At 48.9% G+C, this 26,426-nt stretch carries 23 protein-coding genes; 8 read left to right on the top strand and 15 right to left on the bottom strand.

What is annotated here, in order from left to right; all coding sequences use genetic code 11:
• The first annotated feature begins 301 nt into the window (after positions 1-301).
• Positions 302-1,168, top strand: a complete 867-nt coding sequence (locus ACFQRK_RS01440) for a hypothetical protein (RefSeq protein ID WP_379002888.1) — start codon at positions 302-304, stop codon at positions 1,166-1,168.
• A gap of 15 nt (positions 1,169-1,183) precedes the next feature.
• On the opposite strand, the gene ACFQRK_RS01435 is transcribed toward ACFQRK_RS01440, so the two are convergent.
• The 3 genes from ACFQRK_RS01435 to ACFQRK_RS01425 form a co-directional block, all read right to left on the bottom strand.
• Positions 1,184-2,740 carry a sodium:solute symporter gene (locus ACFQRK_RS01435; RefSeq protein ID WP_379002886.1) on the bottom strand — a complete coding sequence of 519 codons (1,557 nt, stop codon included), beginning with the start codon at positions 2,738-2,740 and terminating at the stop codon, positions 1,184-1,186.
• Positions 2,741-2,816: 76 nt separating this feature from the next.
• Positions 2,817-4,484 carry a ribulokinase gene (locus ACFQRK_RS01430; protein ID WP_379002884.1) on the bottom strand — a complete coding sequence of 556 codons (1,668 nt, stop codon included), beginning with the start codon at positions 4,482-4,484 and terminating at the stop codon, positions 2,817-2,819.
• Positions 4,481-6,106: a fucose isomerase gene (locus tag ACFQRK_RS01425; RefSeq protein WP_379002882.1), complete on the bottom strand. Its 1,626-nt coding sequence runs from the start codon at positions 6,104-6,106 to the stop codon at positions 4,481-4,483. The genes ACFQRK_RS01430 and ACFQRK_RS01425 overlap by 4 nt, the downstream gene beginning before the upstream one ends.
• A gap of 251 nt (positions 6,107-6,357) precedes the next feature.
• Between ACFQRK_RS01425 and ACFQRK_RS01420 the strand changes: the two genes are divergently transcribed.
• The gene (locus tag ACFQRK_RS01420; RefSeq protein WP_379002880.1) at positions 6,358-7,248 is read left to right on the top strand and encodes a helix-turn-helix domain-containing protein; all 891 of its coding nucleotides are present in this window, start codon (positions 6,358-6,360) and stop codon (positions 7,246-7,248) included.
• A gap of 70 nt (positions 7,249-7,318) precedes the next feature.
• On the opposite strand, the gene gyrB is transcribed toward ACFQRK_RS01420, so the two are convergent.
• Positions 7,319-9,277 (bottom strand): DNA topoisomerase (ATP-hydrolyzing) subunit B, encoded by a 1,959-nt coding sequence (gene gyrB / locus ACFQRK_RS01415; protein ID WP_379002877.1) that lies wholly within the window; start codon positions 9,275-9,277, stop codon positions 7,319-7,321.
• A gap of 258 nt (positions 9,278-9,535) precedes the next feature.
• Between gyrB and ACFQRK_RS01410 the strand changes: the two genes are divergently transcribed.
• The 3 genes from ACFQRK_RS01410 to ACFQRK_RS01400 all read left to right on the top strand — a co-directional run bounded on the left by ACFQRK_RS01410 (position 9,536) and on the right by ACFQRK_RS01400 (position 13,611).
• Positions 9,536-10,150, top strand: a complete 615-nt coding sequence (locus ACFQRK_RS01410; protein ID WP_379002874.1) for an OmpH family outer membrane protein — start codon at positions 9,536-9,538, stop codon at positions 10,148-10,150.
• A gap of 202 nt (positions 10,151-10,352) precedes the next feature.
• Positions 10,353-12,650, top strand: a complete 2,298-nt coding sequence (locus tag ACFQRK_RS01405; protein ID WP_379002872.1) for a glycosyltransferase family 4 protein — start codon at positions 10,353-10,355, stop codon at positions 12,648-12,650.
• Positions 12,601-13,611, top strand: a complete 1,011-nt coding sequence (locus ACFQRK_RS01400) for a glycosyltransferase family 4 protein (protein ID WP_379002871.1) — start codon at positions 12,601-12,603, stop codon at positions 13,609-13,611. The genes ACFQRK_RS01405 and ACFQRK_RS01400 overlap by 50 nt, the downstream gene beginning before the upstream one ends.
• Here the strand turns inward: ACFQRK_RS01400 and ACFQRK_RS01395 are convergent.
• Positions 13,600-15,096, bottom strand: a complete 1,497-nt coding sequence (locus ACFQRK_RS01395; RefSeq protein ID WP_379002869.1) for a glycoside hydrolase family 130 protein — start codon at positions 15,094-15,096, stop codon at positions 13,600-13,602. The genes ACFQRK_RS01400 and ACFQRK_RS01395 overlap by 12 nt on opposite strands.
• 139 nt (positions 15,097-15,235) lie before the next feature.
• On the opposite strand from ACFQRK_RS01395, the gene ACFQRK_RS01390 reads away from it, so the two are divergent.
• A complete protein-coding gene (locus tag ACFQRK_RS01390; protein WP_379002867.1) occupies positions 15,236-16,138 on the top strand; it encodes a CorA family divalent cation transporter in 903 nt (300 codons plus the stop codon).
• On the opposite strand, the gene tsaB is transcribed toward ACFQRK_RS01390, so the two are convergent.
• The 4 genes from tsaB to rpmH all read right to left on the bottom strand — a co-directional run bounded on the left by tsaB (position 16,116) and on the right by rpmH (position 17,715).
• Positions 16,116-16,820, bottom strand: a complete 705-nt coding sequence (gene tsaB / locus ACFQRK_RS01385; protein WP_379002865.1) for a tRNA (adenosine(37)-N6)-threonylcarbamoyltransferase complex dimerization subunit type 1 TsaB — start codon at positions 16,818-16,820, stop codon at positions 16,116-16,118. The two genes, ACFQRK_RS01390 and tsaB, sit on opposite strands and share 23 nt — an antisense overlap.
• A gap of 34 nt (positions 16,821-16,854) precedes the next feature.
• On the bottom strand, positions 16,855-17,109 hold the full coding sequence (gene yidD / locus ACFQRK_RS01380; RefSeq protein ID WP_379002863.1) for a membrane protein insertion efficiency factor YidD: 255 nt from the start codon (positions 17,107-17,109) through the stop codon (positions 16,855-16,857).
• Positions 17,106-17,489: a ribonuclease P protein component gene (locus ACFQRK_RS01375; RefSeq protein ID WP_379002861.1), complete on the bottom strand. Its 384-nt coding sequence runs from the start codon at positions 17,487-17,489 to the stop codon at positions 17,106-17,108. The genes yidD and ACFQRK_RS01375 overlap by 4 nt, the downstream gene beginning before the upstream one ends.
• A gap of 67 nt (positions 17,490-17,556) precedes the next feature.
• Complete coding sequence (gene rpmH, locus ACFQRK_RS01370; RefSeq protein ID WP_379002859.1) at positions 17,557-17,715, bottom strand: 50S ribosomal protein L34; 159 nt, start codon at positions 17,713-17,715, stop codon at positions 17,557-17,559.
• Positions 17,716-18,047: 332 nt separating this feature from the next.
• Between rpmH and ACFQRK_RS01365 the strand changes: the two genes are divergently transcribed.
• On the top strand, positions 18,048-18,926 hold the full coding sequence (locus ACFQRK_RS01365; RefSeq protein WP_379002858.1) for a ChaN family lipoprotein: 879 nt from the start codon (positions 18,048-18,050) through the stop codon (positions 18,924-18,926).
• A gap of 34 nt (positions 18,927-18,960) precedes the next feature.
• On the opposite strand, the gene mscL is transcribed toward ACFQRK_RS01365, so the two are convergent.
• The gene (gene mscL / locus ACFQRK_RS01360) at positions 18,961-19,371 is read right to left on the bottom strand and encodes a large-conductance mechanosensitive channel protein MscL (protein WP_379002856.1); all 411 of its coding nucleotides are present in this window, start codon (positions 19,369-19,371) and stop codon (positions 18,961-18,963) included.
• A gap of 285 nt (positions 19,372-19,656) precedes the next feature.
• Here mscL and ACFQRK_RS01355 point away from each other — a divergent pair, with 285 nt between their 5' ends.
• Complete coding sequence (locus ACFQRK_RS01355) at positions 19,657-20,298, top strand: response regulator (RefSeq protein ID WP_379002854.1); 642 nt, start codon at positions 19,657-19,659, stop codon at positions 20,296-20,298.
• On the opposite strand, the gene ACFQRK_RS01350 is transcribed toward ACFQRK_RS01355, so the two are convergent.
• The 5 genes from ACFQRK_RS01350 to ACFQRK_RS01330 form a co-directional block, all read right to left on the bottom strand.
• A complete protein-coding gene (locus ACFQRK_RS01350; RefSeq protein WP_379002853.1) occupies positions 20,295-21,443 on the bottom strand; it encodes a sugar phosphate isomerase/epimerase family protein in 1,149 nt (382 codons plus the stop codon). The genes ACFQRK_RS01355 and ACFQRK_RS01350 overlap by 4 nt on opposite strands.
• Positions 21,444-21,499: 56 nt before the next feature.
• On the bottom strand, positions 21,500-23,488 hold the full coding sequence (locus ACFQRK_RS01345) for a gliding motility-associated C-terminal domain-containing protein (protein WP_379002852.1): 1,989 nt from the start codon (positions 23,486-23,488) through the stop codon (positions 21,500-21,502).
• 4 nt (positions 23,489-23,492) lie between these two features.
• Positions 23,493-24,428 (bottom strand): type IX secretion system membrane protein PorP/SprF, encoded by a 936-nt coding sequence (locus ACFQRK_RS01340; RefSeq protein ID WP_379002851.1) that lies wholly within the window; start codon positions 24,426-24,428, stop codon positions 23,493-23,495.
• A gap of 110 nt (positions 24,429-24,538) precedes the next feature.
• Positions 24,539-24,724, bottom strand: coding sequence for a histone H1 (locus ACFQRK_RS01335; RefSeq protein WP_090629460.1), 186 nt, complete (start codon positions 24,722-24,724; stop codon positions 24,539-24,541).
• A gap of 280 nt (positions 24,725-25,004) precedes the next feature.
• Positions 25,005-26,249: an aminotransferase class I/II-fold pyridoxal phosphate-dependent enzyme gene (locus tag ACFQRK_RS01330; RefSeq protein ID WP_379002850.1), complete on the bottom strand. Its 1,245-nt coding sequence runs from the start codon at positions 26,247-26,249 to the stop codon at positions 25,005-25,007.
• Positions 26,250-26,426 lie beyond the last annotated feature (177 nt).

The raw sequence follows: 26,426 nt of genomic DNA, 5'->3' as shown, positions 1-26,426 counted from the left end.
AAATTACCTATGAAATCATATACCATTACTACATATCATACAGGTACCTTCGCTGTACCTTCTCCTGAATGAGTCCAATATGAGTCCAATGTAAGTCCAATATGAATCCAATTTTTATGGAGAAAACCTGGACTTATATTGGGTGTACTATGAATTGATGACTGATTCATAGCGGAGATGGTATACACTTGGTATAAAGATGGTGCAAAGCTGGTCAGGAGGAAGAAAAAAGAAATATGGATAACGCAGGAGACCGATGTAAATTTAAAAAATAACTTGACAATAACGTAATTTTTCGAAAATGGCCACACAAGGAAGAAATGGGAAAATTAAGGGAAAAATAAACAACATCGTGTATCGCGGGTATCGGGATAAACAAGTGCTACAGATTGCTCCGGCACGCGTACGGCAGACCTACGCCACCAAGCTAAATGCATTGGAGTTTGGTTTGGCGAGTACGCAGGCAAAAATGCTTCGCCGCGTCCTGTGTAATTTCTTCGAAGAATATGATGGGAAGATGCCTGTCCGGTTAACCGCAGCCGTAGCAGAATGTATACGGACATCAACCAAAGAAATCGGTGAACGAACGCTTCATGACGCCGATTTAAGTCCGCTGAAAGGCTTTCAATTCAATCTCGATTCCCGTATCGAAAGGCTAATAAGGGTAAGACCGAGCGTCGAAATCGCACCGAATGGTCGGATTCAGTTCTCGATTCCGAAATTCAATGTGATGAAGGACATTAATTATCCAGCCGAACCGCCGCGGTTCAATCCCCACTTTTCTATTCTTGTGACTGCCTTCAATTTCTTCAATGAATCTGTCCACATCATCGATCACGTCACTTTTGATTTTGTGAATGAAAACCAAGAAGTTGAAATCAACTGGAATTGCAGTAGGCAGCTGCCAAAGGGAAGTTTTGTGTTGCTCACGCTTGCACTGAACTATGTAGCAATGAATTGGGTAGGCCAACGGACGGTGACCAAGAGCAAAGCATTCTTTCCATCCATCGTAGTAGAGGCATTCCAGGTAACCGACGAAATGGCGGACAAAGGAGTTGCGGACAATCTGGAACCACCGAAACAAGTAAGGTCGTTTGGCGACCGGTTCCACGAACAGTTAAAGAAAATCGCGCGCTTTAAGGAAAAATTCAACCAGAAAGAGGGGTAGCCTATCATGGCGATCTTAAACGGGTGAGCGCCTCATCGTGGCCAATCCCGTTCCCACCAGCGAGATCACCAATGTTCCGACCACAATGATCATATTTGCATGCAAGGGGTATCGCAGGTAACCGTATTGCTCAGGTATCAGATACGAAAAAGTCATCCACAGAATGGCCAATACGCCTGCAATCACTGCGATAATCGCGTCGCTGTTACCGGCCTTTTTACTGATGATCCCCAATAGGAATAATCCCAGCATACCTCCGGCAAAAATACCCGAAAGCTGCCACCACACATCCAAAATGCTTTTTACACCGATCATACTGATACCGGTTACAATACCCAGCACACCAAATACAGCCGTAGCAATAAACAAGACGCGTAACGCTTGCGAGCCGGAGCTGTCCGGACGGATATATCGCTTATAAATATCTTCCGTAAATACCGTCGCGGATGCGTTCATGCCTGAGCTGATGGTACTCATCGCCGCCGCCATGATGGCGGAAATCACGAGCCCCAGCAAACCCACAGGTATCATATTAACCATAAAGTGCGGCATTATCTTATCTCCAAAGTCCGCAGATGCCAGCGAAGTCGCTGTTTGTTGTACCTCGTCCGGCGACGCACTAAGGGATGGCCGTTCTGCAGCTGCCTGCAGCCGAATGGTCTCTGTCAATTCTGGATGTTGAGCATAATAGGCATACAGCCCGGTACCGATTACAAAAAATAATAGCGAAATGGGAATATACAGTTTCACGCAGAGCCATACAGATTTTGCAGCTTCGCGGGCGGAAGGTGCAGTATGATACCTCTGCACGTAGTTCTGATCCATCCCGAAGTTATTCAGGTTGATAAAAAAGCCATACAACAAGATCACCCAAAAGGACGACCCGGTAAAATCCGGTGCGAAACTACCTAAACTGAACTTTTCGTCGGCGATCCCGATATCAATAATCGCCGCTGCACCTCCCTCTACGTTGGCAAGTATGAGGTAAAGGATCAACAAACCACCAAAAGTCAGTAAAACTCCTTGTACAACCTCCGTCCAGATAACAGCTTCTATCCCCCCCAACACGGTGTAAATAACGATACATAACCCAGTTATCACCATAATTGTCGTCATGTCGTAACCCGTTAGCGCCTGCAGGCTCAGGGCAATCCCAAAGAAAATTGACCCCATGCGCGCAAGCTGCGTCAAGAGAAAACAGACCATCGCATACGTGCGTGCCCACGGTCCAAAACGACGTTCCAAATGGGTATATGCGGACACTCCTCCCGCAGTGCGATAAAACGGCACAAAATATTTGACGGCCACCCAGGCTGCTAAGGGCATGGACAGACTGAAAACGAATGGATTCCAGTTACTCCCAAATGCTTTACCCGGAACACCCAGAAACGTATTGCTGCTGAGAAAGGTCGCATACAGCGATATCCCTACAGCCCATCCCGGTATCATCCCCGAAGCTTTGGTAAATTGGTCGGCGTTTTTGTTTTTGCGGGAAAACCATACGCCGACCAGCACCATGGCTGCCAGGTAAGCTATAATTACCGCGATATCGATAAGGGGAAGGTTCTTCATCAAGTTTCTCTATTGGTCTTTCTGTCTTGGCAAAGATAATCGCTCCGTCCAATAATTCTCTCTACGATTTTTGCGCTCAATTATAGGATGTTGACTTTTCCTGCAGATTTCCCAGTGCCTGGTAGCGTTGGAACAACACGCGGTATACATCGGCACGGTCGGTACGTGGGTAAAATTCCCGTTCAAACCCGGATGACATCGCTTGTTGTGCTGCTTCAATGGACGAATACACGCCAGCCGCTACCGCCGCATACATAGCCGCTCCCAGCGCGCACGATTGTTCGGTTTTTACGGTTTTAATAGGTCTGTCCAACACGTCGGCCAACACCTGCATTATGTACGGCGATTTTTTGGCAATGCCCCCTGTGGCAATAATTTCACGTACAGGTATGCCTTCCGCCTCGAAACGATCGACTATGGCCTTCGACCCAAATGCCGTAGCCTCCACCAGTGCCTTGAATAAGCGCGGTGCATCCGTACCCAACGTAATTCCGGTAAGCCACCCATTCAACAAAGGGTTGACATCAGGTGTGCGCCGTCCGTTAACCCAATCCAACGCGATTTCATCATCATGCGATACGGGAAGTGCCTCAGCGTCCCGATTTAATGCCGCCAAAATGCGGTCGACAAGCACATGCGGTTCTTCCTGCTTAATATGATCGTTAAGCAAGGCGGCGACGGGATAAGCCACCAATCGGGCAAACCACTGGTAGAGGTCACCAAATGCCGACTGACCAGCTTCAAACCCGAGCATTCCGGGGATAATGGAGCCATCTACCTGGCCGCAGATGCCTTTGACCAGGTGATCGAGATGCCGGTTTACCGGCGCCACCAGCATATCGCAGGTGGATGTTCCGACGACCTTCACCAATGAATACGGACGGATAGCGGCGCCCACCGCGCCCATGTGCGCATCAATCGCCCCCACCCCAATGACAAGATTTCGAGGCAGACCCGTACGCATGGCCCATTCAGACGACAGGGTGCCGACAACGGCATCCGACGTATACGTCTGCCGGTATAGGCGCATGCGCATGTCCTTCAGGCGAGGATCCAATGTGGTAAGAAATGCTTCTGAGGGGAGGCCATCGAACGCTTCATGCCATAGCGCCTTATGACCTGCGGCACATCGGCTACGTTTCACAGTTAACACATCGTTATGGCCGCAAAGCAAATTTGGAATCCAATCGCAATGTTCCATCCAGGAGTAGGCGTGCTGCGCCACCTGGCGATCGACTCGTAAAATATGCAGCATTTTGGCCCAGAACCATTCGGACGAGTAGCTTCCCCCCGAATACATCGTATAATCGGTTTCCCATCGGCTCGCGAGTCGGTTGATTTCCTCGGCTTCGGCAATGGCCGTGTGGTCTTTCCATAACACAAACATCGCGTTGGGATTTTCGGCAAATTCGGGATGCAGCGCCAGTGGTATCCCCTGCCGGTCCACCGCAACGGGTGTTGAACCGGTCGTATCCACGGACAAACCCCGGATGCGGCTTACAGTTTCTTCTGGAATACCGGACAGCACTTCCCGGATAACCGCTTCCATGGTCTCTATGTAGTCTAACGGATGCTGCCGGAACCGGGATTGCCGGCTGTCACAATACCGACCCTCGTTCCAACGCGGATAAACCCTTACGGCGCTCTTTTGTTCTTCTCCCGTTGCTGCATCCACCAGCAATGCCCGCACAGAATCTGTACCGAAATCCAGTCCAATTACCCAGTTTTCACCTGCTTTGTTCATTGCCCTGAAATAGCTACGTCGCCACAGAAATGTACCTCAATACCTAACTCATCCAATGCCGCCGCCTTGACACGGCAGGCCCGGTGCGCTTGTTCGTCCGTTACGTAAACGACGTGTATGTGGTTGGCCGCATGACGGGCCATCAATTGATCGCGGTCAACGCCATGGAGCACTGCATGCATAATGGGCCATTCCGGAGAGGTTGCCTGCCATCGCCGCTGGGTTTCCTGTTCGGGCAGGCTGATGGCCTTACCTACGCCCAGATCGGCCTGTAACCGCCCGTCTTTCACATAAATACGGCTCCAAACGATCGGCCCCGGCTTGCTCACGCCACGTAATGTGCCCCCTCCCAGCCGGAAATACATAGGTGATTGCCGCCAGCTGCTCGCTGCTGCATACCCCCCTTCAAAATGGGACGCGGGCACCGCGCCGGATATCAGAAATACCCAGACAAAATCGTCAATTCCATTTCCGGAATAGTGCTCACCCCATCGGATATCGTGCAGCGTGTTTTCGCCGCTCATGCCCAGTTCCTTCCAAAGCCGGTACGTTACCAGCGCATCAATGCCCGCACATTCGTCTACTTCGTTAAAATGGGGAATCGCCTCCCCGGCAAAAAGCTCTTCACCTGATTCCGAAAACACGGGCGGCCGCTCTTGGTTGTTCAACAGCCCCTCGACCAGGTCGCTGGCCACCGTGAGGTCTTTAAGGCCCTGTTGATATTGAATACCGATGGTATTGCAGCCGAAATCTGCCGCCATGCGTACGGCGGCGATATACATTTTACACTGCTCCAGGGTTTGCCTGCGGGTAAGGTCCGTTTCTTCGTCCTCTCCCCATTTAAACGTCATCCCTTTATCTAGCAGCCACTGCAGCACGGTCTCCGCTTCTGTATCGCTAACGGTACGCATCCGCGCGTAAAGCGCCGATTGGCTGAGCCTTTCTTTAAAGATGCCGGTCGAATGCAGCAGCTCATCGGGCACGATCGCATTATACATGCCCATACAGCCTTCATCAAAAACACCCATAATCGCCTTCTCGGTACGGAGCCGGCGGGCAAATGAACGACCGGTATCTTCATCAGCGGCGGGAATTTTCACCAGATCAAAGGGGGTCACATGCCGAAGGTCGTGCCTAACCACGCCTTTTTCCAACCATTCCTTGAGGCCATTGCTAAAAAAATCGTCGGTAAAGTCCACACTCCATAAGGTACTATAGGCCACGTTGGCCTTGGTAAGCGAGCCATTGAGATTGAGCATACCCACCAGACCGGGCCACTGGCCACTCCAATTGGCTAACGTAAGGATGGGACCTTGATGTGTCGTAAGTCCGGCCAGCACATGGTGCGTATACTGCCAGACGGCTTCGGCGACAATCAGCGGTGCATTGGGGGGAATGCGCTTAAATACTTCAATGCCCATCCGCTGGGAATCGATAAATCCATGTTGCTTCACCGAATCGTAGTGATGTGCCCGTCTTATGTGCCATCCCTGGCGCGCGATGGCCGTAGCCAACTGGGCTTCCATTGTCTCTTGGGCCTGCCAACATAATCGATTGGCTGCTAACCGCAGGTCGCCACTTGCCACCAGCCAGATTTCCTTTTTGTTGTCGATCGTATCCATGGGTCTGTGGGTTTACAAATTCATAGCCGGATATGTGAACCGGCATGGTACAAAGGTGTGGCGAAACGGCAGCCGATTATTGGAATTTATTGCCTTCTTATTGTACAATCTTATCATTTCCTTGGAGATCGGATTTCTATTACATAATTTAGTACTCACGATGGAATAAGATATTTCAAGTACGGAGTCAAACAAATTATAAACCCTTCCTTTTCCATCACCAAGAAAAGGAAAAATAACGATTATGAACTATGAAACCGCTTTTTCATAAGGTACCGACTCAAATCCAATCGTCCTTCAGCGTACGGCACGACGTGCAGCCAAACTTTGGATCACTTTGGCATTATCATCCGGAATTGGAACTTCACCACGTTATACGGGGTAAAGGTGTACGTTTTATCGGTGATAATATCGGCAACTTTTCCGAGGGCGAAGTATTACTGCTTGGCAGTAACCTCCCCCACATGTGGCAATGCAACGAAGAGTATTACCAACGTCATTCGGAGCGCAAAGTTGAGGCAATCGTAATCCATTTTCTACCCGACTGCCTCGGTCGGGATTTCCTGAATTTACCGGAAACATATTTGGTCCCCAAGCTGTTTGAGAAAGCCCGGAAAGGGATGAAATTTAGCGGAAGAAGCCGGGTTAAGCTCATCGAACTCATGCATAAAGCTACCGCGGCTACGGATATGGAGCGACTGATTATCCTTTTGTCCATTCTCAAAACGGTTGCAGAATCGGAAGAATATACTTCGATGGCCTCTGCTCATGCGTTTTATAAATCCAATGAAATGGATGCGGTACGTATTAACAAAGTTTGCACGTACACCCTGAGCAACTACAAGAAAGAAATTAGCCTGGAAGAGATCGCTTCCATAGCGAACCTGAGTGTCACCTCGTTCTGTCGCTATTTCAAATTGATGACCAAAAAAACGTATTACGATTTCCTCATCGAAATACGCATCAGCCACGCGTGCAGGCTCTTGGTGGAGGACATACTGCCGACGGAAGTTATTTGCTTTGAATGTGGATTCAACAATGTTTCCAATTTCTACCGCCACTTCAAAAAAGTCACCGACATGACGCCCCTGGAATACAAAAAGAAGTATCTTTTTAACCGGCAGTTACCCGCTGTGGGGTAAGTCCATCGGCTTAGATGGTCGGTTATCAGCTTTCAGCGGTCGAACGGTGAAAGCTGATAACCAACAATGATTACGTGTCGATCTTTGCGTATTTGGCGTTACGTTCGATAAATTCACGCCGTGGCGCTACTTCGTCGCCCATCAGCATCGAAAAGATCCGGTCACATTCGGCTGCATTCTCTATGGTTACCTGCCGAAGCGTGCGTGTCTCAGGATTCATCGTGGTGTCCCAAAGCTGCTCCGCGTTCATTTCACCGAGACCTTTGTATCGCTGTACGTGCACGCTGTCTTCTTTGCCGCTCCCTTTGAGGCGCTGTATCGCTGCATCACGTTGGTCATCGTTCCAGGCATACTGCTGCTCCTTTCCTTTCTTGACGAGATATAAAGGCGGGGTTGCGATGTATACATATCCGTTCTCGATGAGCTCTTTCATATAACGGAAGTAGAACGTAAGGATCAACGTCGTGATATGCGAACCGTCGACGTCAGCATCCGTCATGATGATTACCCGGTGGTAGCGAAGTTTATCGAGGTTCAACGCTTTGGCATCATCTTCGGTACCGATACTCACGCCCAATGCCGTAAACATATTCTTGATTTCCTCGTTTTCGTAGATTTTATGCTCCATGGCTTTTTCCACGTTAAGGATTTTACCACGAAGCGGCAAAATAGCCTGAAACTCACGGTCACGGCCCTGTTTAGCCGTTCCGCCAGCGGAATCCCCTTCCACAAGGTATATTTCGCACTTGGTCGGGTCGTTATTGGAGCAGTCGGCCAATTTTCCGGGGAGGCCACTTCCTCCCATTACGTTTTTCCGTTGGACCATATCGCGGGCCTTCCTTGCTGCGGCCCGTGCTTGTGCAGCAATGATCACTTTCTGTACGATGGCCTTGGCTTCCTTCGGATTTTCTTCGAGGTAATTGGCAAGAATCTCACCAACCGCCATATCCACCGCTCCCATGACCTCGTTGTTCCCCAATTTCGTCTTGGTCTGCCCTTCAAATTGCGGCTCAGCCACCTTCACTGAAATTACCGCAGTGAGGCCCTCGCGGAAGTCGTCGCCCGTAATCTCCACCTTCATATTCTTTAGCAGTCCCGACTTGTCGGCATACGCTTTCAACGTACGGGTTAATCCCCTGCGGAAGCCGGCTACGTGCGTACCGCCCTCTATCGTATTGATGTTATTTACATAGGAATGCACATTTTCGGAGTACGTATCGTTGTATTGCAACGCTAACTCAACAGGAATGCCCTGTTTGATACCTTCCACGTGAATCGGCTCCGGAATGAGCGGTTGCCGGGTCCCGTCGAGGTATTTTACGAACTCCCTTAATCCACCTTCTGAAAAGAACACGTCGTTCATTAGGGAGCCGTCTGCTTGCTCCTCCCGTTCGTCCGTCAGGGTAAGTCGTATACCCTTATTAAGAAATGCCAATTCGCGCAGACGACTGGCCAGCGTATCGTAGTTATAGACCGTGGTCGTCGTGAATATTTCAGGGTCGGGGTGAAAGGTTACTTTCGTTCCGGTCCGACTGCTTTCACCGATGGCCTTTACGTCGTATTGTGGCTTTCCCTTGTGATACTCCTGCATGAATACCTTTCCCTCGCGGTGTACTTCCGCTATCAGTACCGTAGACAGCGCGTTGACGCAGGACACCCCAACACCGTGCAAACCGCCGGAAACTTTATAGGTGTCTTTGTCAAACTTACCGCCTGCATGGAGCACAGTCATTACGAGTTCCAGGGCCGACTTATTTTCTTTCTTATTGATGCCGGTTGGGATACCCCGCCCGTTATCTTCCACGGTAATAGAGTTATCTTTGTGAATAACAACCTGAATGTCGTCGCAATACCCTGCAACCGCTTCGTCGATTGAGTTATCCACCACTTCGTATACCAAGTGATGCAAGCCCTTGACACCGGTATCACCGATATACATGGAAGGCCGTTTGCGAACGGCCTCCAATCCTTCCAATACCTGTATATTATCTGCGGAATAAGTTGATTTATTCTTGTTTTCTTCGCTCATTACTGTTGTTAAATTCGGTGCCCAAAGATACAAAAAATGCTGGAGAAATGAAATAGATTTAGTACGCTATTCAGCGCGGATATCGTACGGATTGACCGATATTAACCGCGTCGTGGCGAAGGGCCAGAAGGAGCCGATGTATCGGGAAATCAGCAGATCGCGATCGAATCTCCGGCAATCGGCATCCCATCAATCTTTCAAAAAATTAGTGCAGGAATATGGGATTTTTATAGTAGGTTTGCGCTTTGTATGAAAAAAATGATCACAAAAAACATGAACAATGCATTTGCCTTTCTTGCAAAGGCTGGAATATGTGTGTTGCTGGCAGCGGCCGTGGTATCTTGCAACAACCAAGGGACGAAGCCGTCCACAACATCAGCAGCGGGCGATTCCACGCAAGCGAACGTTGAGAAAATCGTCTATGTAAACGCAGACACCCTTCTTGAAAAATATGAGTATTTTAAAGATGTACGGGTAAAACTGGAAGAGAAAGCGAAAAAAGCACAAGCTGACCTTCAGTCGCGCAGTAATGCATTCCAGCGTGAGGTAGCCGACTACCAACAAAAGGCGCCGACCATGAGTGCCGCCGACCGTCAAAGCACCGAAGAGCGGCTTGCCCGCAAGCAGGACGAACTGGCGCGCCATAACCAGAATGCCAGCACATCCTTCGCTCAGGAGGAGGCTTCGGAAAATGAAAAGCTCTATTCCAAAATTACGGACTATTTAAAGAAACACGCAAAAGAAAACGGGTACAAACTCGTATTGACTTACTCGGCCTCCAATCCCGCGGTGCTCTATGCAGACGAAAGTCTGGAGATTACCAAGGAGGTGCTTGCCGCATTGAACGCGGAATACGCAAAAGAGAAAAAATAGGCATAGCCACCATTCGGCACTTTCAGCAGCCGCCCTTTGGGCGGCTTTTTGGTTTGGCATGGTCTTCGCCAATGGTAAATCGTTCGTTTATTTCAAGAAAAACATTTAATCGACTGAATTTTTGTCAGTTTTGGTAGTTGTCGAAACTAATTTGGTGTTCATAGGTTTTTTAGTAACGAGTTAAGTTTACCATAACCAGAAAATGATGAAGATTGCGTTAATCAGCACCTACCGACCGCGGCAATGCGGAATCGGTTCATTCTCAAAAAATCTATTCGATTCATTACTCCTACAGCACGTCGATTATTCGGAAAGCTTCGTTGTGGCGATCAACGATCCGGGATGTGAATACCGATATCCGCCGGAAGTGCAGTTTGTCATTCGTCAAGATGACCACGACACCTATCTGAAGGCCGCGGAATTTATTAACCGGAACAACGTTGATGTCTGCATAGTCCAACACGAGTATGGCCTGTTTGGCGGGCAAAATGGCGTGTACGTTCTTTCATTGCTGCATAGCCTGGAAGTCCCGGTGATTACTACGCTTCACACCGTACTTAAAAAGCCGTCGTACAATGAGCTGTATATCATCAGCGAAATCAACAAACTCTCGCAGCGGATCGTGGTGATGGCCCATAAAGCCGTAGAACTTTTACGGGACGTATATTCCATTCCGCCAGATAAGATTTCCGTCATACACCATGGGGTTCCCGACATCCGTTACGACCGAGCCTGGGTTAGGAAGGAACTGGGCTTTGCCGACAAGAAATTACTATTGACGTTTGGATTCATTGGCCGTAACAAGGGAATTGAAACCGTCATTTCCGCCCTGCCGGGTATCGTGGCGCAGCATCCGGATGTCGTTTATGTTGTTCTTGGTAAAACCCATCCAAATGTCATTAAACACTCGGGCGAAGAATACCGACTTTTCCTGCATCGCTTGGTTCAGAAACTGGAACTTGAGCCCCATGTGGTCTTCATAAACGAATATGCATCGCAGGAGAACTTGTTCAAATACCTCATCGCATCCGACATTTACATCACCCCCTACCTGAACGAAGTGCAAATCACCAGTGGAACGCTTTCCTATGCGCTCGGCGTAGGTTCCGCTGTTGTCTCAACCCCCTATTGGCACGCAACGGAATTGCTTGCGGATGGCCGGGGTGCGTTGGTCGATTTTGCCGATCATCGGGGGCTGTCCGAGACGTTAATCGATCTATTCAACCGACCGGAGAAACTTCAACAGATGCGATTAAAAGCGGCCGAGTTCGGCAGTACCATTACCTGGCCCAAAATCGGCGGAATTTACCATTCACTTTTTGAAGAAAACAGGCTACAAAATCCCGTCAAACCGCCGAAAAAAGATCCCGCGTTTGACCGCAGCATTTTACCTCCGTTGCGATTGGACCACGTAGCGCGGCTCACCGACAGTACGGGGATTTTTCAACATGCTACCTATGGCATTCCCAATTACCACGAGGGGTACTGCCTGGACGACAATGCACGGGCTCTATTAATGGCGCTGATGGCGTACCGCAGAGCGAAGGACGAAACCGCATTGCGTTACATCCCGACGTATCTGGCCTATATCCACTACGCGCAGAACGACGACGGCACCTTCCGGAATTTCATGGGCTTCGACCGTAAGTTTCTGGATGACGTGGGGACGGAGGACGCATTTGGCAGGGCGATCTGGGCGATCGGCTATGCCATGGCGCATGCGCCGAAAGACGCCTACTTTCAAGTGGCCCGCCAGATTTTTTTCAAGGCGGTTCCCCAATTTGAGCGACTGCAATCCATCCGAAGCATTGCCAATACCATCCTGGGGCTATATCACTATCTCAAAAGTCATCCCACGGATGATGGCATGATGGAATTGACACATCGACTCGCATTGCGACTGCATCAGGAATACGACGTGTACCGACGTGACGATTGGCACTGGTACGAATCGTTACTGGCTTATGACAACGCGTTGTTGCCGCTAGCGATGCTGCGGGCGGGCGACCTGTTGAATAACGATTCATTCCGCCGTGTGGGATTTGAAAGCCTGGCTTTTCTTGAAAAACACACCATGCAACGCGGTCACCTGAGCTTAGTGGGAAACGAAGGCTGGTTCAAACAGAACGGGACGATCGCTAAGTTCGATCAGCAACCTATCGATGCCATGGCTACGGTATTGTTATTTCTTCAAGCCTATAACGATACCGGAGCGCCCCATTACCTGCGATCCGTTTATACCGCATTTATGTGGTTTTTGGGCGAAAATGACCTGCGGATGAGCCTGTATGACTTTGAAACCGGCGGATGTTGCGATGGACTGGGAAAGGACGGTGTAAATCGCAACCAGGGTGCGGAAAGCACGCTTGCCTACTTGATTTCGTACCTTGCTGTGCAGCAGACGTTTGAAAAACCCGCAAACCGCTTAATACCACTCGACAAAGAAAACGATGAGAATAGCGATATTAGCTCCCATAGCCTGGCGGACGCCTCCTCGTAAATACGGTCCCTGGGAACAGATAGCGTCCACGCTCACCGAGGGATTGGTGAAGCGTGGATTCGATGTCACGTTATTTGCTACGGCCGATTCCCTAACGGAGGCGCGTCTCCGTTACAGCACGCCTCGGGGATACGCCGAAGACCCCGACTTGGATCCGAAAGTGGAAGAATCCTTGCACATCAGTCAAGTGATGGAAAGCGCAGATGAATTTGATCTCATTCATAATCACTTTGACTTTCTTCCGCTTTCATTTTCGCGGCTGATCTCCACGCCCATGGTTACTACGATTCACGGGTTTTCGTCGCCGAAGATCATTCCTGTTTATAAAAAATACGACGACACGTGCGCCTATGTATCCATCAGCCACGCAGATCGGTCGCCAGAACTAACTTACATCGCTACGGTGTACAACGGCATTGATATTTCGCAATTCAACATGGTCAAGTACCCGAGCGACTACCTGCTATACTTCGGGCGCATACACCCTGAAAAAGGAGCGCATCGAGCTATCGAAGTAGCCAAACGTTCTGGCAGACGGCTTATCTTAGCCGGGCTTGTGCAGGATCAGCGCTATTTTGAGACAGCGGTATCTCCGTATATTGACGGCATTCAAATTCAATACGTCGGCAACGTCGGCCCCGAGGAGCGTAATAGGTTATTGGGCAATGCAGCGGCGTTGCTGCACCTCATTTCTTTCGAGGAACCTTTCGGATTAAGCGTCGCGGAATCCCTGCTCTGCGGCACCCCGGTTATTGCATTCAATCGGGGTGCCATGCCGGAGTTGATCACGCACGGAGAAACGGGGTTTCTCACTTCCCGTGTGAATGATGTCATTCCGTTGCTTGATAAACTTCCATCGATTTCCCGGGCACACTGTGCCCAGTATGCCAGAGATCGATTTTCGCAGGATCGGATGGTAGACGACTATATCCGTGTGTACGAGCAGGTGTTAGCTCGTTGAGGATGGCCCACTCTTGAGCAGCTCATCCAGCAACTCATTAAGGTCAACCGCTGCATAGGTAGATGCATAATCTGACATAGCGTACGGAATGAACAGTTGCCCGTGATGAATGTAAGCACCGCAGGAATATACGACATTCGGAACATAGCCTTCCCGCTCCTTTCGGTTAGGTACCAGCAGCGGGTGTTTCAGCCGACCGATCTCGCGGTCGGGATTTTCCAAATCCAACAGCGACGCCCCCAGCACATACTCCCTCATTGGGCCAACGCCGTGGGTGAGCACCAGCCATCCTGCCTCGGTTTCCAGCGGGGAGCCGCAGTTCCCCATCTGTACCAGTTCCCAGGGCTGACTCGGGGTCTGGATTAATTTGGCCTCACGCCATACATTGACTGAATCGGAATACGCGATGTAGTTGTTTACCCCATCTATCCGGCATAGCATGGCGTATTTGCCATTGATTTTGCGGGGGAACAGTGCCATGCCCTTGTTTTGCGCAATATAGCCATGCAGCGGCATCACCTGAAAGTGCCGGAAATCCTTGGTCATCAACAATTTCGGCAGGATGGATATCCCGTCGTAAGCCGTGTAGGTGGCGTAATACGTGACGTCTCCCTTATCCCCGATAAACCGGACAAACCGCGCATCTTCTATGCCGTTTTTTTCCGTGTCGGCAATCGGGAAAATTACCCGTTCGCAAACCGAGGTATCCGCAGAAAAGGTCATTTCATAATGGGACGATGCCAGCCACCGTACTTCCTGAAGAAATGCAAGATTTTCCTGCCGGGGCTCCAGCTTCACCTGCACTTCCTTCAATGCCTGTTTCAATTCTTCATACGTAAATGTGTCATGCAATTGATCGCTGATGATCTCGTATGCTTCGTCGTTACGGTAGCCACTATCGCTCCACATTTCTCTCAATTTACGTAGAAAGGCTTTTTTGTGGTAGGTGTGGTTTTTTACATGTTCCGGCACTTCAAGCATCTTACCGGGCGGCTCAACGTCGATATCCATGTTGCGTTCAAGCACCCCCTGTCTGAAAACAATAGAGGAGATATGTCCTTCACCGGTTGCCCGGAAGCTGATGATGATCCGCTTCTGACCCGGCGTGAGCGAGGTCTGATCGGGGTGCTCAATAATGGATGGATTAAAAAAAGCGGCCGCCTCGATGGAATATTCCATGGTAAAATATGCCCCGATAAGCAGCTTCGTATGTTCGGGTAGTTTGATATGTTCAATTTCCATCAGTTCCATGATGGAATGCAGGCGTTTGAAATGGTTGGCAAATATTTTCTGGATGCTCCGATGACGTTTTGAGTATTTACGTAATACCTGATCGAGCAGCTCGCGTTGCCTGCTGTCAGGAAGATCCATTACCGCCATAACTAACCGCTTGGCCCGCTCTTCTCCTGCGTATAAAAACCGCGTAATGACCCGGCTGGAATCCGGCTCAAATATTCTCTCTTTTCTGATTACTGATAGTGGCATGTATTTCAATTATTGGCATTGCTCATCTTGAGCAAAAAACGGATTTTTATCAGAAAAAATAGCACAAAAGCCAAGTTTTTTTTAGACATTCGGTCATATGCTTTCACCGGCCGCTTGGGCGGATTAATTTTGTTTGACGATGGTTCAACTACTGGCATCCAAAGAAAAAAACGGTTTTGACTGGGTAGATCTGTCTAATCCCAGTGACGATGAGATCAGGGAAGTGGCTACAAAATATACGTTGCATGAAGCCTCCATAAAAGATTGCATGCAACCCGACCACTTACCCAAATATGAGTTATTTGACAATTATACGTTTGTCATTTTCCGGGTACTTGCGACCGACCACGTGCACGAAGCGGACACGATACAGGAGTTGACCAATAAAATCTCCATTTTCTTCAACGGCGATTATTTCATTACAGTACACCGTGCGGAGGGGAGTCTTATCAATAGGATGAAGACTAAACGGATCGATACCGGTAAATGTGACAATACCTTGTATCTGCTCAATTCCATGATCCGGGAATCCATTCTCACGTTTGAACAGCCTGGGTTCAAGCTATCCGAGTCATTGGATTATTACGAAGAGCGGGTCTTCCTGCGGCAACGGACTTCACCGATACTTAGGGGGCTATATTTCGTGAAACGGAAAATTGACGTAATCCGCAGGTTGATGTTGCTCTCCTATGAAATCGTCGACAACATCGATTCGGAGGGACAGAGCGATGTGTATACACGGGATCTTCGAGATCTTTACGTACGCACGCAAACTTATTTTGACAACCTTTCCGAAAACACCGCTCAGTTGTTGACCGTATATTTCTCACTTGCATCCCAACGGACGAATGAAATTATGCGTGTGCTGACCATCTTTTCAGTATTTTTCATGCCTCTAACCTTCGTTGTTGGCGTCTATGGAATGAATTTCGAACATATGCCCGAACTGGCCTGGTACTATGGTTATCCGGCCGTGATGCTACTCATGGTGGGTATCTCCATAGGAATTTACTTCTGGTTTAAACGGAAGGGCTGGCTGTAGTCGCAACGAAATCTTTCAAATAATAAGGTTCGAAGTAAGCCACATCGACGAAATCACCAGCCAGAAATGCTTCATGGGCTTGGTGGCTCATGAATCTCGCGGAATTCAGAAAACCGGGAAACACCGTTACCTGATCGCTATCCGCGAACAGAGCCTTCAACTTATCCGCGCCGCTTCCAAACAGGACAATCCGCTGATCTGCCTTCAGCGCATCGAAAGAATGGACATCGATGACGGTGGCAGAAACCGGCTTAACCGGCTGCATTGCCTGGTCATAGACCGTCATATATACTTCCATACGGCGCGCATCAATCATGGGGCATAGAAATGCATGTCCTTCCCATATATCCGGATAATGGTTCTTAAATCCGTCTGCCATCCCTGCCAAGGTACCTATGCCGATCAATGGCAGACCCGTTGCATAACACAATCCCTTAGCCGTTGAAACGCCGATCCGCAACCCCGTGTACGATCCCGGGCCTTTACTCACGGCCACAGCGACCAGGTCTTCGAAGGCCAAGCCGGCTTCTTGAAGCACTTCGCCGATCAGTACAGTCAGGTGCGATGCATGGATATTGGGTGTATTGACATCCCGGAAGGCCATCGTCTTCCCATCGGTGGATAGGGCTACCGAACACACCTGGGTTGCTGTTTCGATCTGAAGAATATGATGATTGGACATAACTGAGTGCAAAAATACAAAATATTGCAGAGAGTTAAGGAACCGGATCGTGACCATGGCCGCCCCAAGGGTGACAGCGGGCTATCCGTTTGAGGGCAAGCCACCCGCCTTTAAAAGGACCGTATTTACGTATCGCTTCGACCGCATATTGTGAGCACGTTGGTGTATACCGACAAGAGGCACCCAGCATGGGCGACAATACTAACTGGTACGCCCTGATCAGCAACAAGAATATACCGCCGACGATGGGCTTGATGATTTTTTCCCACATGAATTGCAGAGCGCTCATAACGTCTCTTCTCCAAGCTTTTTTAACACGTCGGTCATCCTTTTATACATGAGTGCATAATCGAGCACCTCCTTGCCGACATACTGTATAGCCAATGTCAACCCAAAGGGTTTACTTTCGAAAGCCGGATACAATCGTTCACCTTTTTGAAGGCGATACGCTTCACGCATACGGCGTTTCAGCAAGTTTCGTTGCACGGCATGACGGAACCGGCGTTTGGATACCGACAGCAACACCTGAACCTTGGGTTGCAACCCATCGACGCGGGCAAAAGTAATTCGATAGGGATAAATGAAGAAAGAAGAACCGTTGCGGAAAAGGCTATCGATCAGCCTTTTGCTACACAACCGTTCTTCTTTTGAAAATGTATGCGTTTTCATTATCGATGACCTATCCGAAACCGGTTGAAGGCTCCGGACACAAGCAGTCACCGGCAATGGTGAAAAATTAGGCTTTGTGACGGCCTTCGTCCGATACAGTTAGACGTTTACGGCCCTTCGCGCGCCTTGCGGCCAGCACCCTACGGCCATTTGCGGTGCTCATGCGCTCTCTGAACCCATGTTTATTCTTTCTTTTCCGTAGCGATGGCTGAAATGTTCTCTTCATGACGCTTAATATCTTTAGTAATAACCCTCCAAAATGAGAGCGCAAATGTACGGGTTAATCAGATAAATATCAAATTTATCGCTGATATTTTTTCATTCGAAAATAGTTTGTTTTAACGGCCTCATGGAACCTCCATTTCCATCAGCACTTTGCTTTCAACGGTGATGGAGCTTGCGTTCGCCTATGGCTTCCACAGCTTTCATCGCCCTTCGTGTCACGCGTTGACATGGCAGGTTTCATCCAATTAAATTTGCGCTTCATCGGTGATGAATCTGCAATTCACGCAGTTTTTCATTGAAAAATAAGCGCCTGAAAAGGCGTATCTTCGTAACATGACCAGATGGATGTTTTGTTGCGCGATGGGCCTGTTGCCGTTCGCAGCGCTTTCTTTTCAGTTGGATAGCGCGTTATACCGTATTTATGATACCCGTACCCAGCAAGAGATTACGTTGCCACAATTAGCAGATGCCCTGAAAGTCGCCGATGTGGTATTTTTTGGCGAAGAACACCATGATTCCGTTGCCCATATACTGGAATATGAACTACTGAAAGCTATGGATGAACGCTACGCGGGGGTGGCACTTTCGATGGAAATGTTTGTCAGCGACGATCAGCTGGTACTTCAGGAATACCTTGCAGGCATCGTTACCGAACGTAACCTTCTGAAAGATGCTTCGTTGTGGAATAATTATCGGGATTACCGTCCCTTGGTCGAGTACGCCAAGGCACACGGCATTCCTGTACTGGCGGCAAATGCGCCAAGCCGATATACAAACCGGGTAACCCGCGACGGATTGGCGAGCCTCCACGTACTGGATAAATCTGCCCGATCGCTGCTTGCCCCCCTTCCCATAGACACCTTAACAGGAGCCTACTTTGAAAAATTTACGGGGCTTATGGGTGGGCACGGAGGGATGGAAAATCTAAAAATATACCAAAGCCAAAATCTATGGGATGCTACCATGGCTTATCGGATCAGTAGTTGGATCAAAAAGAAGTCAGTAAAAAAAATCCTCCATCTGAACGGTCGGTTTCACAGCGATGAGCAACTCGGTACGGTTGCGCATTTGCGCAAGTACAAGCGCCGAATCAACACAACCAATATTTCCTGTTTTCCCCATGCGTCCTTTTCCCACCCGAATTGGGCCGCTTTTAAGCATTTGGCAAACTTCATCATCCTTACCAATCCGCATGCGCCCAACTCTTTTTAACAAAAAAGGCGCCTGTGGCGCCTTAATTATTTCGTTACTGTTTGGTTCTAAGCAAGTCTCTGATTTCCGCTAACAGCACTTCTTCATTCGAAGGCGCAGGCGGTGCAGCTGGCGCCGCCTCCTCCTTACGCTTCAGTGCGTTGATCCCTTTGATCACCAAGAAAATACAAAAAGCAACAATGATAAACTGGATAACGACGTTAATGAAATTACCGTAAGCGATCGCTACCTCAGCCGATTCACTGGCCTCATCGCCAGGCTGGATAACATACCGCATCTGCGAAAAGTCGATCCCGCCCGTCAAGTATCCGATAGGCGGCATGATGATATCATCTACCAAGGAAGTGACAATCTTGCCAAAAGCACCACCAATCACCACACCCACGGCGAGATCGACCACACTTCCGCGCATGGCAAACTCCTTAAACTCCTTAAAAAATCCCATAAACAATAAGGTTAATTTGTTAATTAATTACTTTCTCAACACTAAGTTGGACATTTTTAGCGTTTAATCAAACTTTTTTTTATTTGCTGTATTTAGGCACAAATAACCTGCTACCGTTAACCGTTTGGTACATATTTTGATTAGCCGACTTTAGGAAATTTGACTAAACGGTTTATGCAAATATATTTTGCGCTATATTTGCATAGTTTGTGAATGTTGACATTCATACTTATGAAATAACCAAGCACCACGGATGTGGGGCATCTATGACAAACATTAGTTCACATGACAGAGATACTGATAGCAGATGATCATGGCATCGTTAGGCTGGGCACATCAATCGTCGTAAAAGAGGCACTGCCATTAGCCAAAGTAACCCAAGCCGAAGATTTCGACGAGATGATCAAATTGTTATCTGAGCGAAAATACGATTTGTTACTCCTAGACATCAATATGCCGGGCGGCAATAACATCAAAATGGTTGAGAAAGTATTGATGGTGCAGCCCAATATTAAAATATTGGTTTTCTCCTCGTACGACGAAACGCTGTATGCACTTCGATACCTACAAGCCGGGGCAGCCGGCTATTTAAATAAAAATACGTCAAAGGCCGACCTAAAAGACGCGATACTAGCGGTGATTCAACGGGGCAAATACATGAGTCCTGAAGTCAGGGAATTGTATTACAACACACTGACTATGGGAAAATCCGTTCTCAAAGCGGACAATCCCTTGAATAAACTTTCAAACCGGGAAGTTGACGTAGCCAAATACCTGGTACAGGGCATGGGTATCATGGAGGTATCCAAGGCACTGAATCTCAGCACCTCTACAGTTAGCACCTATAAAACACGGATTTTCGAAAAATTGCAGGTCGACAACATAGCCGAGCTGATCGAAAAATTCCGGCTGCATTCCGGGGTTTAATGGGACAGCAGCCGATCCATGGTCATTACGGGCACATCCGATACGGTCGGTTGAGAAAGCAAGCCGGAAGGACGGTACTGATATCCTTCGTTTGAATCAACGTCCCATAGCATGGGGGCCAAAAACGACACGGCCGCCTGAAATCCCTGTATGGTGGCGGCCAAATTGCCGGTATCTTTTGAATTCCGTGCTTCATTTTCGATTTCGTACGGACCGGTAAACCCACGCTCGGAAAGCAGTTCAACGAACGCACGCCAATCCGTGCTGTCCGATCCGCCGAAGCCTGGCAACATGGCTTCGTAATGATGACGGTCCCACTCATTTTTCGGCACATCCACCCCTGCCCTTTCCGCTAGGTCCGTGTCTACCGACTGCATGGGATACATCCCCCCCCAATCTACGCGCGCGCGGGTTCTCAGATTGCGTGTGGCTTTCACATGGATCCGATGGATGCGTGTGACATCGCTCTGCCCAATCACATCAACCGGATTAGTGTGTTGCCAGACGTCGTGCGACGGGTCGTAAATTTCGCCATGTGCCTTGCTGGGAATAAGCGCATACATAAGTTTACGCGCGGCTAACACACCCGGCAGGTTGTTGTAGGTAGAGGTATACGAGGCAGGGCGCCACCCTTCCATCGGGCAGTTTTCATACAGTATGGTCACACCAAGGTCTTCCGCATACGAGATAATCGGCGCAAATACCTTCCGGTAAGCCTCGAGATTTTTTTGGAATCCCCCCTCTTGGGTACCCAACTCGTGGTTATATCCTACAAATGTCCCTACCTTCACATCATTGGCGTCACCTCCCAACAAATAGGCAATCCGGATCAGCTTCAGCAGATGGTTCTGGTTCCTAATCTGTTCAGCCGGATCGCCGCCGATCAGATTTTCAAATGCCCCCACAGACAATCGTAGCCCCGCGGCATTGAAATCGTCTATGAGCTTCTTTGCAGTATCGGGAGTAAAGCCGTCATAGTCCAAATGCGTAGCGACGTGGTCTTGCCGGGTCCCGTCACGGCGAAAAACGCACAAATCGATTCCTTGTGCACCAATAGATCGGGCCGTCCTGATCAGCTCAGCCAACCTCAGTTTATCGAATGCTGAACTCATTACCCATATCGGATTGTTTCGTTTGCTGGTCATTGTCTATGGATTATTGCAGCGATAATACGAAAAATACCAGAATGGTAAAAATCGGGCTATTTTAAAATGGAAATTGACCCGGAAATGGGTTGGGCCAAGGCATCGGATGTTATCACATAATAATAAGTGGCGGTTGGAAGCGGTGCACCATTGAAGTAGCCGTCCCACGGAGTGGCATAGCCTTTTGAAGAAAACACAAGGGCTCCCCACCGGTTAAACACCCGGATAAACAAGTTCGGATAGGCCGCCAGTCCATCGATTTCCCAAGTATCGTTAAATCCATCCCCATTAGGCGTAAACCCGTTTGGTACCTTAAGATCCCTTAATACCGTAATGGTGATCTCCGCTGTCTTTTCACATCCCGCCGCATTGCTTGCGGTAAGTGTATAGGTTGTCGTCTCACTGGGAGACGCGATGGGATCCCGGACTTGGTAATTATCAAGCCCCGGCTGGCTGCTCCAGCTGAATTGCGATGCATTGGTTTGTGGGCTCAGGGTAATGCTTTGCCCCCACGGAAGCACCACATCCGCCATCGGCTCGAGGTAGATTGAATCCAATACGGTGATGACATCCTGTGAGCTATCCGCACACGGCGTGCCCGGAGGCGGCGAAAAGGTGATCGTATGCGCACCGACACCTGCCAAAGCCGGATAGAAACGGCCATTAATCACCCCATTGCCACTGTACACACCGTCTTTATCGCTATTGACTAGGGTTCCGCCGGAAAGTAACAGCGGCTCATCATCCGCACAGACTACGTCACGCGGTAATACCAAAGCCGTACGCACGGATTCGTTCACTTCGATTTCGAAAACATGCGTAACGAAGACATCACCGCAACTATTCACCACTTGCCGTTGCAGACGGGCCGTACCTGCTTCCCGGGCCTGAAACTCATACCCAGCTGATGTGGCTCCCGGTAAAATCACGGTGCCGTTACCTTGGTCCAGTACCCATTGATACGTGATCGGGCCAACACCTGCTCCGCCAAATCCGGGTGGATCCAACCGTATGGACTCGCCAACGCATATCGGATCCAGCGCAATCTCGTCGGCAACATCCGTTTGCGTTACCACCTGTGCAAGTCTGATCGAGTCGGAGGAAATCCGGCAGAGCGAATTCGTAAGATTGTCCGTGGTTGCAGCCACAGTGACCCGATACCATCGGTTGTGGACGGGTGTAATGCGTAACTGCTCGTTATTCTCTTGCGGCATATCCACCCAGGATATCTCCCCTTCTCGTCGGGTCTGCCATTGATATGCGGGGGTTTCCACGTAGCTATCGTCGGATACGATTTCGGCCCGAAGGGAGATGGGTTGTGGATCATTCCCGCAGAAAAACAACGTATCCATCTGCCTCAAGGCCTCGTCCATATTCAACAGGAGCTGCGGGCCATAAGGCCGGAACTGGATATCATCGATGGCCAGATCGTTTCCACAACCGCCGGGATTCTCGTTGATGAGCACGAGATCGAACTCAGATTGATCACCGGTATCGAACTCAAATCCATACTCCCGCCATTGAGGTGAAGAAGTAGCCTGTATGTCTCCGGTTTCATAGGAATTTATCACGGAACCATTCAAATCCTCAACGACAAACCGCACATTGGGGGGTATGGGACGTCCACCGCATTCCGCCGCTCGGTTGGCATTGGCAATCCATGCACTGAAGCGGAAACGCGTGCTTTTACACAATCCCGACACGCGGATGCGATAAAACTCGCCGGCATCGTAACTGGCGTTAACGACGAGCATCAAGCCATCCCCCTGTCCAGTCGTATGGTCGCGAAGATTATGCCATCCTGAACGCGCCTGATTGATATTGCTCGCCAACCGGTATTCGCCATCGGTTAGTGGACTGGTCGGTTCATGAAAATACGTCGTGGTTCCTCCACCAAAATCCGGATTGCTAACGGTTCCAAAGGTAATGTTGATAATCGGATCGCCTACCGAGCCATTCTGGGCATACCCCTCCAGACTGAGAAACCAGGTGGCCATCAGGATCCCTATGCGTAAAAGGTAATCGGTAATCGTGCGTTTTCTCATCGGCCTACCATACAATTGTCGGACATTTCGGTCCCCATTGATTATTGATATTGATTCCCAGAATTATTTCGTGTGACCCCTGCGAATGCCGGCGCAGATCGGAGTTGACAAAATCGTATGCGTACGCTACATTCAACGTCGGACTAATGAAAAATCCCGCCATGGCGGCTACGCCATCGCGGTATCGCCACGTTACACCGGTCCAAAACACGTCGGAAAACTGCCCTTTGACATTAACGTCATAACCTACGGGGGCCGGGTGCACGAACTTAACCATGGCCGAAGGGGTCAGGTAGAAACTACCAAATGTAAAGCGATATCCAGCCGTGGCGAAATAATGCCGCTGCATGGGCATTCGCAGATCGTCAGCCACCGAAAACTCCATGCTATTTTCCAGCAGGTTCTGGGCGGAGATACCCACATAAAGATCGTTCGAATAAAACCACAATCCCGCGCTCACCGTCGGTACCAATTGCCCAAAATCACCCTGGCTGTAAATGGGATCGGCGGGATCACGCAATTGCAGCTTCTGAATAGAAAGCCGATGATAATTGATTCCCGCTCCCACACCAAAAGATAACCGGTACATGGCATTCAATCGCAGGTGATAGGCACCACTCACCTCGGCCGAAGCCAGTGAAATCGGTCCGGTCTGGTCCAGAATGACCTTGCCACCGATGCCGATCCGATTCTTCTTGGCGTGTTGGGCATTCAACGGAGAATTTACAGTGGCGTATACGGTTTTGGGTGCATCCGAAATACCCGTCCATTGCGAACGGACAGCCAATTTAAGATCCGTATAAGATTCGACACCGGCCAGTGCGGGGTTAAGCACGAAGTTATTGGCCATGTACATGGTGTAGTGCGAATATTGCTGGCCCGTCACTGCCGTAGGCAGACAAGCCAGTAATAGCAACCACACCTTCCCAAGATTTGACATGGCTTCAACGATTTGGAATACTAAGCTATATATTTTTGATTTGATAATAAAATAAAAAAGCCCCGGAGTTTCCAGGGCTCAAAATTTTTACTTATCGTTAACGATTATGCTTATTTCGCGTTTTTTGCGTCTTGTATCTCCAAGCGGATGGCTTGTGCTAGATTTTTCACGTCCTGCAGGCCTTTCCGAACCCGAGTACCAGCAGCATTGTTGCCTTTATTAAAGAATTTGTCAGCATCTCCGTCTAACCCTTCGATCAAGCTCTTAAGCTCATTGAATTTTTGAATACTTGCCATAATTAATACTCCTTTTAGTTTTAAATTTAATTAAGTTAATAATCTACAGTGCGCTAAAAGTAGAATCTTTTTTCGGAAAAAAAAACTAAAAAACGCGCAAAACAAGCTTTAAATGCACTTTTTTTTCCACAATCAACACCGCCGGCAAATATTAAACACGAGCAACCACCAGACATATTACTGATAATCAAATAGATACGAAAGAAATAAGCTTACCAAACTAAAAAGGCCAAAAAGCCTGAAATAGTCGCTTTTTGGCCTTTTATGTAATATAAATCGTTTATTCTGACTGCAAGGAAACCGCTTGCTTATAATATCCCGCCTTCAGTTTCTCACTAATGGCTGTGAACGCTTCTAAGGTATAAGCAACGTCTTCCTCCGTATGGACGGCAGTAGGTATAAGCCTCAGTTCAATAAGTCCCTTAGGTATCACCGGATACACAACGATGGAGCAAAATACGCCGTGTGTCTCTCTCAGATCGCGTGTCAGGGCTGTAGCTTCATTAAGATCACCTTTCAGGAACACCGGTGTTACCATGGTATTCGTCGCTCCGATGTCAAATCCCCGTTCGCGAAGCCCGTTCTGCAATGCCAACGCGATGGTCCACAGTTTCTCCCGTAATTCGGGGCTGTTTTTCAACAATTCAAACCGCTTTTTCAGTCCGATTACCATAGGCATCGGCAAAGACTTGGCAAATGTCTGGGAACGCATGTTATACCTCAAGTAGGTAACCACCTCACGGGTTGAAGCGACAAACGCGCCGATGCCGGCCATTGATTTTGCGAACGTCCCGAAATAAATATCTACATCTGCCACACAGTCCTGCGCTTCATGGGTGCCCGCTCCTGTAGGGCCCATGGTACCAAATCCGTGGGCATCGTCGACCAACATGCGGAATCCGTACTCTTTTTTCAAGGCGGCTATTTTCTTTAGATGCCCTTGTGCACCGGACATCCCGAAAACGCCTTCGGTGATTAGCAAAACCGACCCGCCGTTGGCAGCTGCCAGTTTGCTGGCTCTGGCCAATTGCTTTTCACAGCTTTCGATGTCATTGTGACGGTAAACAAACCTCTTACCCAAATGCAATCGAACACCGTCAACGATGCATGCATGTGACTCGGCATCGTAAACTACCACGTCGTTGCGGTCCAGCAAAGCATCGATGATGGACACCATGCCCTGATAGCCGTAATTGAGCAGGAAGGCATCCTCTTTACCGACAAACGCGGCCAGATCCTGCTCGAGTTCTTCGTGATGGACACTGTTTCCGGACATCATCCGCGCTCCCATAGGATAGGCCAGCCCGAAATCCGCAGCTGCTTGTGCATCTACTTCTCGTATTTCCGGATGGTTTGCAAGACCGAGGTAATTATTCAGACTCCAGATCAAATGCTCTTTTCCTTGGAATAGCATACGGGGCGCGATTTCGCCTTCCAATTTCGGAAACGAAAAATAGCCATGTGACCACTCGTAGTGCTGACCTATAGGCCCGAAATTTTTCGTGATTTTATCAAATAAGTCCAATATCGTTTTTCAATATTAATTGTAAAAAAAATCGTTGCAAAGATAAACTTTATATCAAATGATACCAATACACGGGATGCTTATCTGATCCCTCCGCTACCGGTTGTTTACACAAAATTTACACAAAACTTACCCTTTTAAAACTAAAAAACTGTTTGGCGTCCAATTCTACCGAAT

The organism is Parapedobacter sp. GCM10030251, from assembly GCF_042666505.1.
Classification (GTDB): Bacteria; Bacteroidota; Bacteroidia; order Sphingobacteriales; family Sphingobacteriaceae; genus Parapedobacter.
This window is presented reverse-complemented; position numbering and strand designations above follow the sequence as displayed.

Excerpts from the sequence above, each read along its gene's own strand:
- ACFQRK_RS01440 (WP_379002888.1), top strand. The coding sequence starts at position 302 with ATGGCCACACAAGGAAGAAATGGGAAAATTAAGGGAAAAATAAACAAC.
- ACFQRK_RS01435 (WP_379002886.1), bottom strand. The coding sequence starts at position 2,740 with ATGAAGAACCTTCCCCTTATCGATATCGCGGTAATTATAGCTTACCTG.
- ACFQRK_RS01430 (WP_379002884.1), bottom strand. The coding sequence starts at position 4,484 with ATGAACAAAGCAGGTGAAAACTGGGTAATTGGACTGGATTTCGGTACA.
- ACFQRK_RS01425 (WP_379002882.1), bottom strand. The coding sequence starts at position 6,106 with ATGGATACGATCGACAACAAAAAGGAAATCTGGCTGGTGGCAAGTGGC.
- ACFQRK_RS01420 (WP_379002880.1), top strand. The coding sequence starts at position 6,358 with ATGAAACCGCTTTTTCATAAGGTACCGACTCAAATCCAATCGTCCTTC.
- gyrB (WP_379002877.1), bottom strand. The coding sequence starts at position 9,277 with ATGAGCGAAGAAAACAAGAATAAATCAACTTATTCCGCAGATAATATA.
- ACFQRK_RS01410 (WP_379002874.1), top strand. The coding sequence starts at position 9,536 with ATGATCACAAAAAACATGAACAATGCATTTGCCTTTCTTGCAAAGGCT.
- ACFQRK_RS01405 (WP_379002872.1), top strand. The coding sequence starts at position 10,353 with ATGATGAAGATTGCGTTAATCAGCACCTACCGACCGCGGCAATGCGGA.
- ACFQRK_RS01400 (WP_379002871.1), top strand. The coding sequence starts at position 12,601 with ATGAGAATAGCGATATTAGCTCCCATAGCCTGGCGGACGCCTCCTCGT.
- ACFQRK_RS01395 (WP_379002869.1), bottom strand. The coding sequence starts at position 15,096 with ATGCCACTATCAGTAATCAGAAAAGAGAGAATATTTGAGCCGGATTCC.
- ACFQRK_RS01390 (WP_379002867.1), top strand. The coding sequence starts at position 15,236 with ATGGTTCAACTACTGGCATCCAAAGAAAAAAACGGTTTTGACTGGGTA.
- tsaB (WP_379002865.1), bottom strand. The coding sequence starts at position 16,820 with ATGTCCAATCATCATATTCTTCAGATCGAAACAGCAACCCAGGTGTGT.
- yidD (WP_379002863.1), bottom strand. The coding sequence starts at position 17,109 with ATGAGCGCTCTGCAATTCATGTGGGAAAAAATCATCAAGCCCATCGTC.
- ACFQRK_RS01375 (WP_379002861.1), bottom strand. The coding sequence starts at position 17,489 with ATGAAAACGCATACATTTTCAAAAGAAGAACGGTTGTGTAGCAAAAGG.
- rpmH (WP_379002859.1), bottom strand. The coding sequence starts at position 17,715 with ATGAAGAGAACATTTCAGCCATCGCTACGGAAAAGAAAGAATAAACAT.
- ACFQRK_RS01365 (WP_379002858.1), top strand. The coding sequence starts at position 18,048 with ATGACCAGATGGATGTTTTGTTGCGCGATGGGCCTGTTGCCGTTCGCA.
- mscL (WP_379002856.1), bottom strand. The coding sequence starts at position 19,371 with ATGGGATTTTTTAAGGAGTTTAAGGAGTTTGCCATGCGCGGAAGTGTG.
- ACFQRK_RS01355 (WP_379002854.1), top strand. The coding sequence starts at position 19,657 with ATGACAGAGATACTGATAGCAGATGATCATGGCATCGTTAGGCTGGGC.
- ACFQRK_RS01350 (WP_379002853.1), bottom strand. The coding sequence starts at position 21,443 with ATGACCAGCAAACGAAACAATCCGATATGGGTAATGAGTTCAGCATTC.
- ACFQRK_RS01345 (WP_379002852.1), bottom strand. The coding sequence starts at position 23,488 with ATGAGAAAACGCACGATTACCGATTACCTTTTACGCATAGGGATCCTG.
- ACFQRK_RS01340 (WP_379002851.1), bottom strand. The coding sequence starts at position 24,428 with ATGTCAAATCTTGGGAAGGTGTGGTTGCTATTACTGGCTTGTCTGCCT.
- ACFQRK_RS01335 (WP_090629460.1), bottom strand. The coding sequence starts at position 24,724 with ATGGCAAGTATTCAAAAATTCAATGAGCTTAAGAGCTTGATCGAAGGG.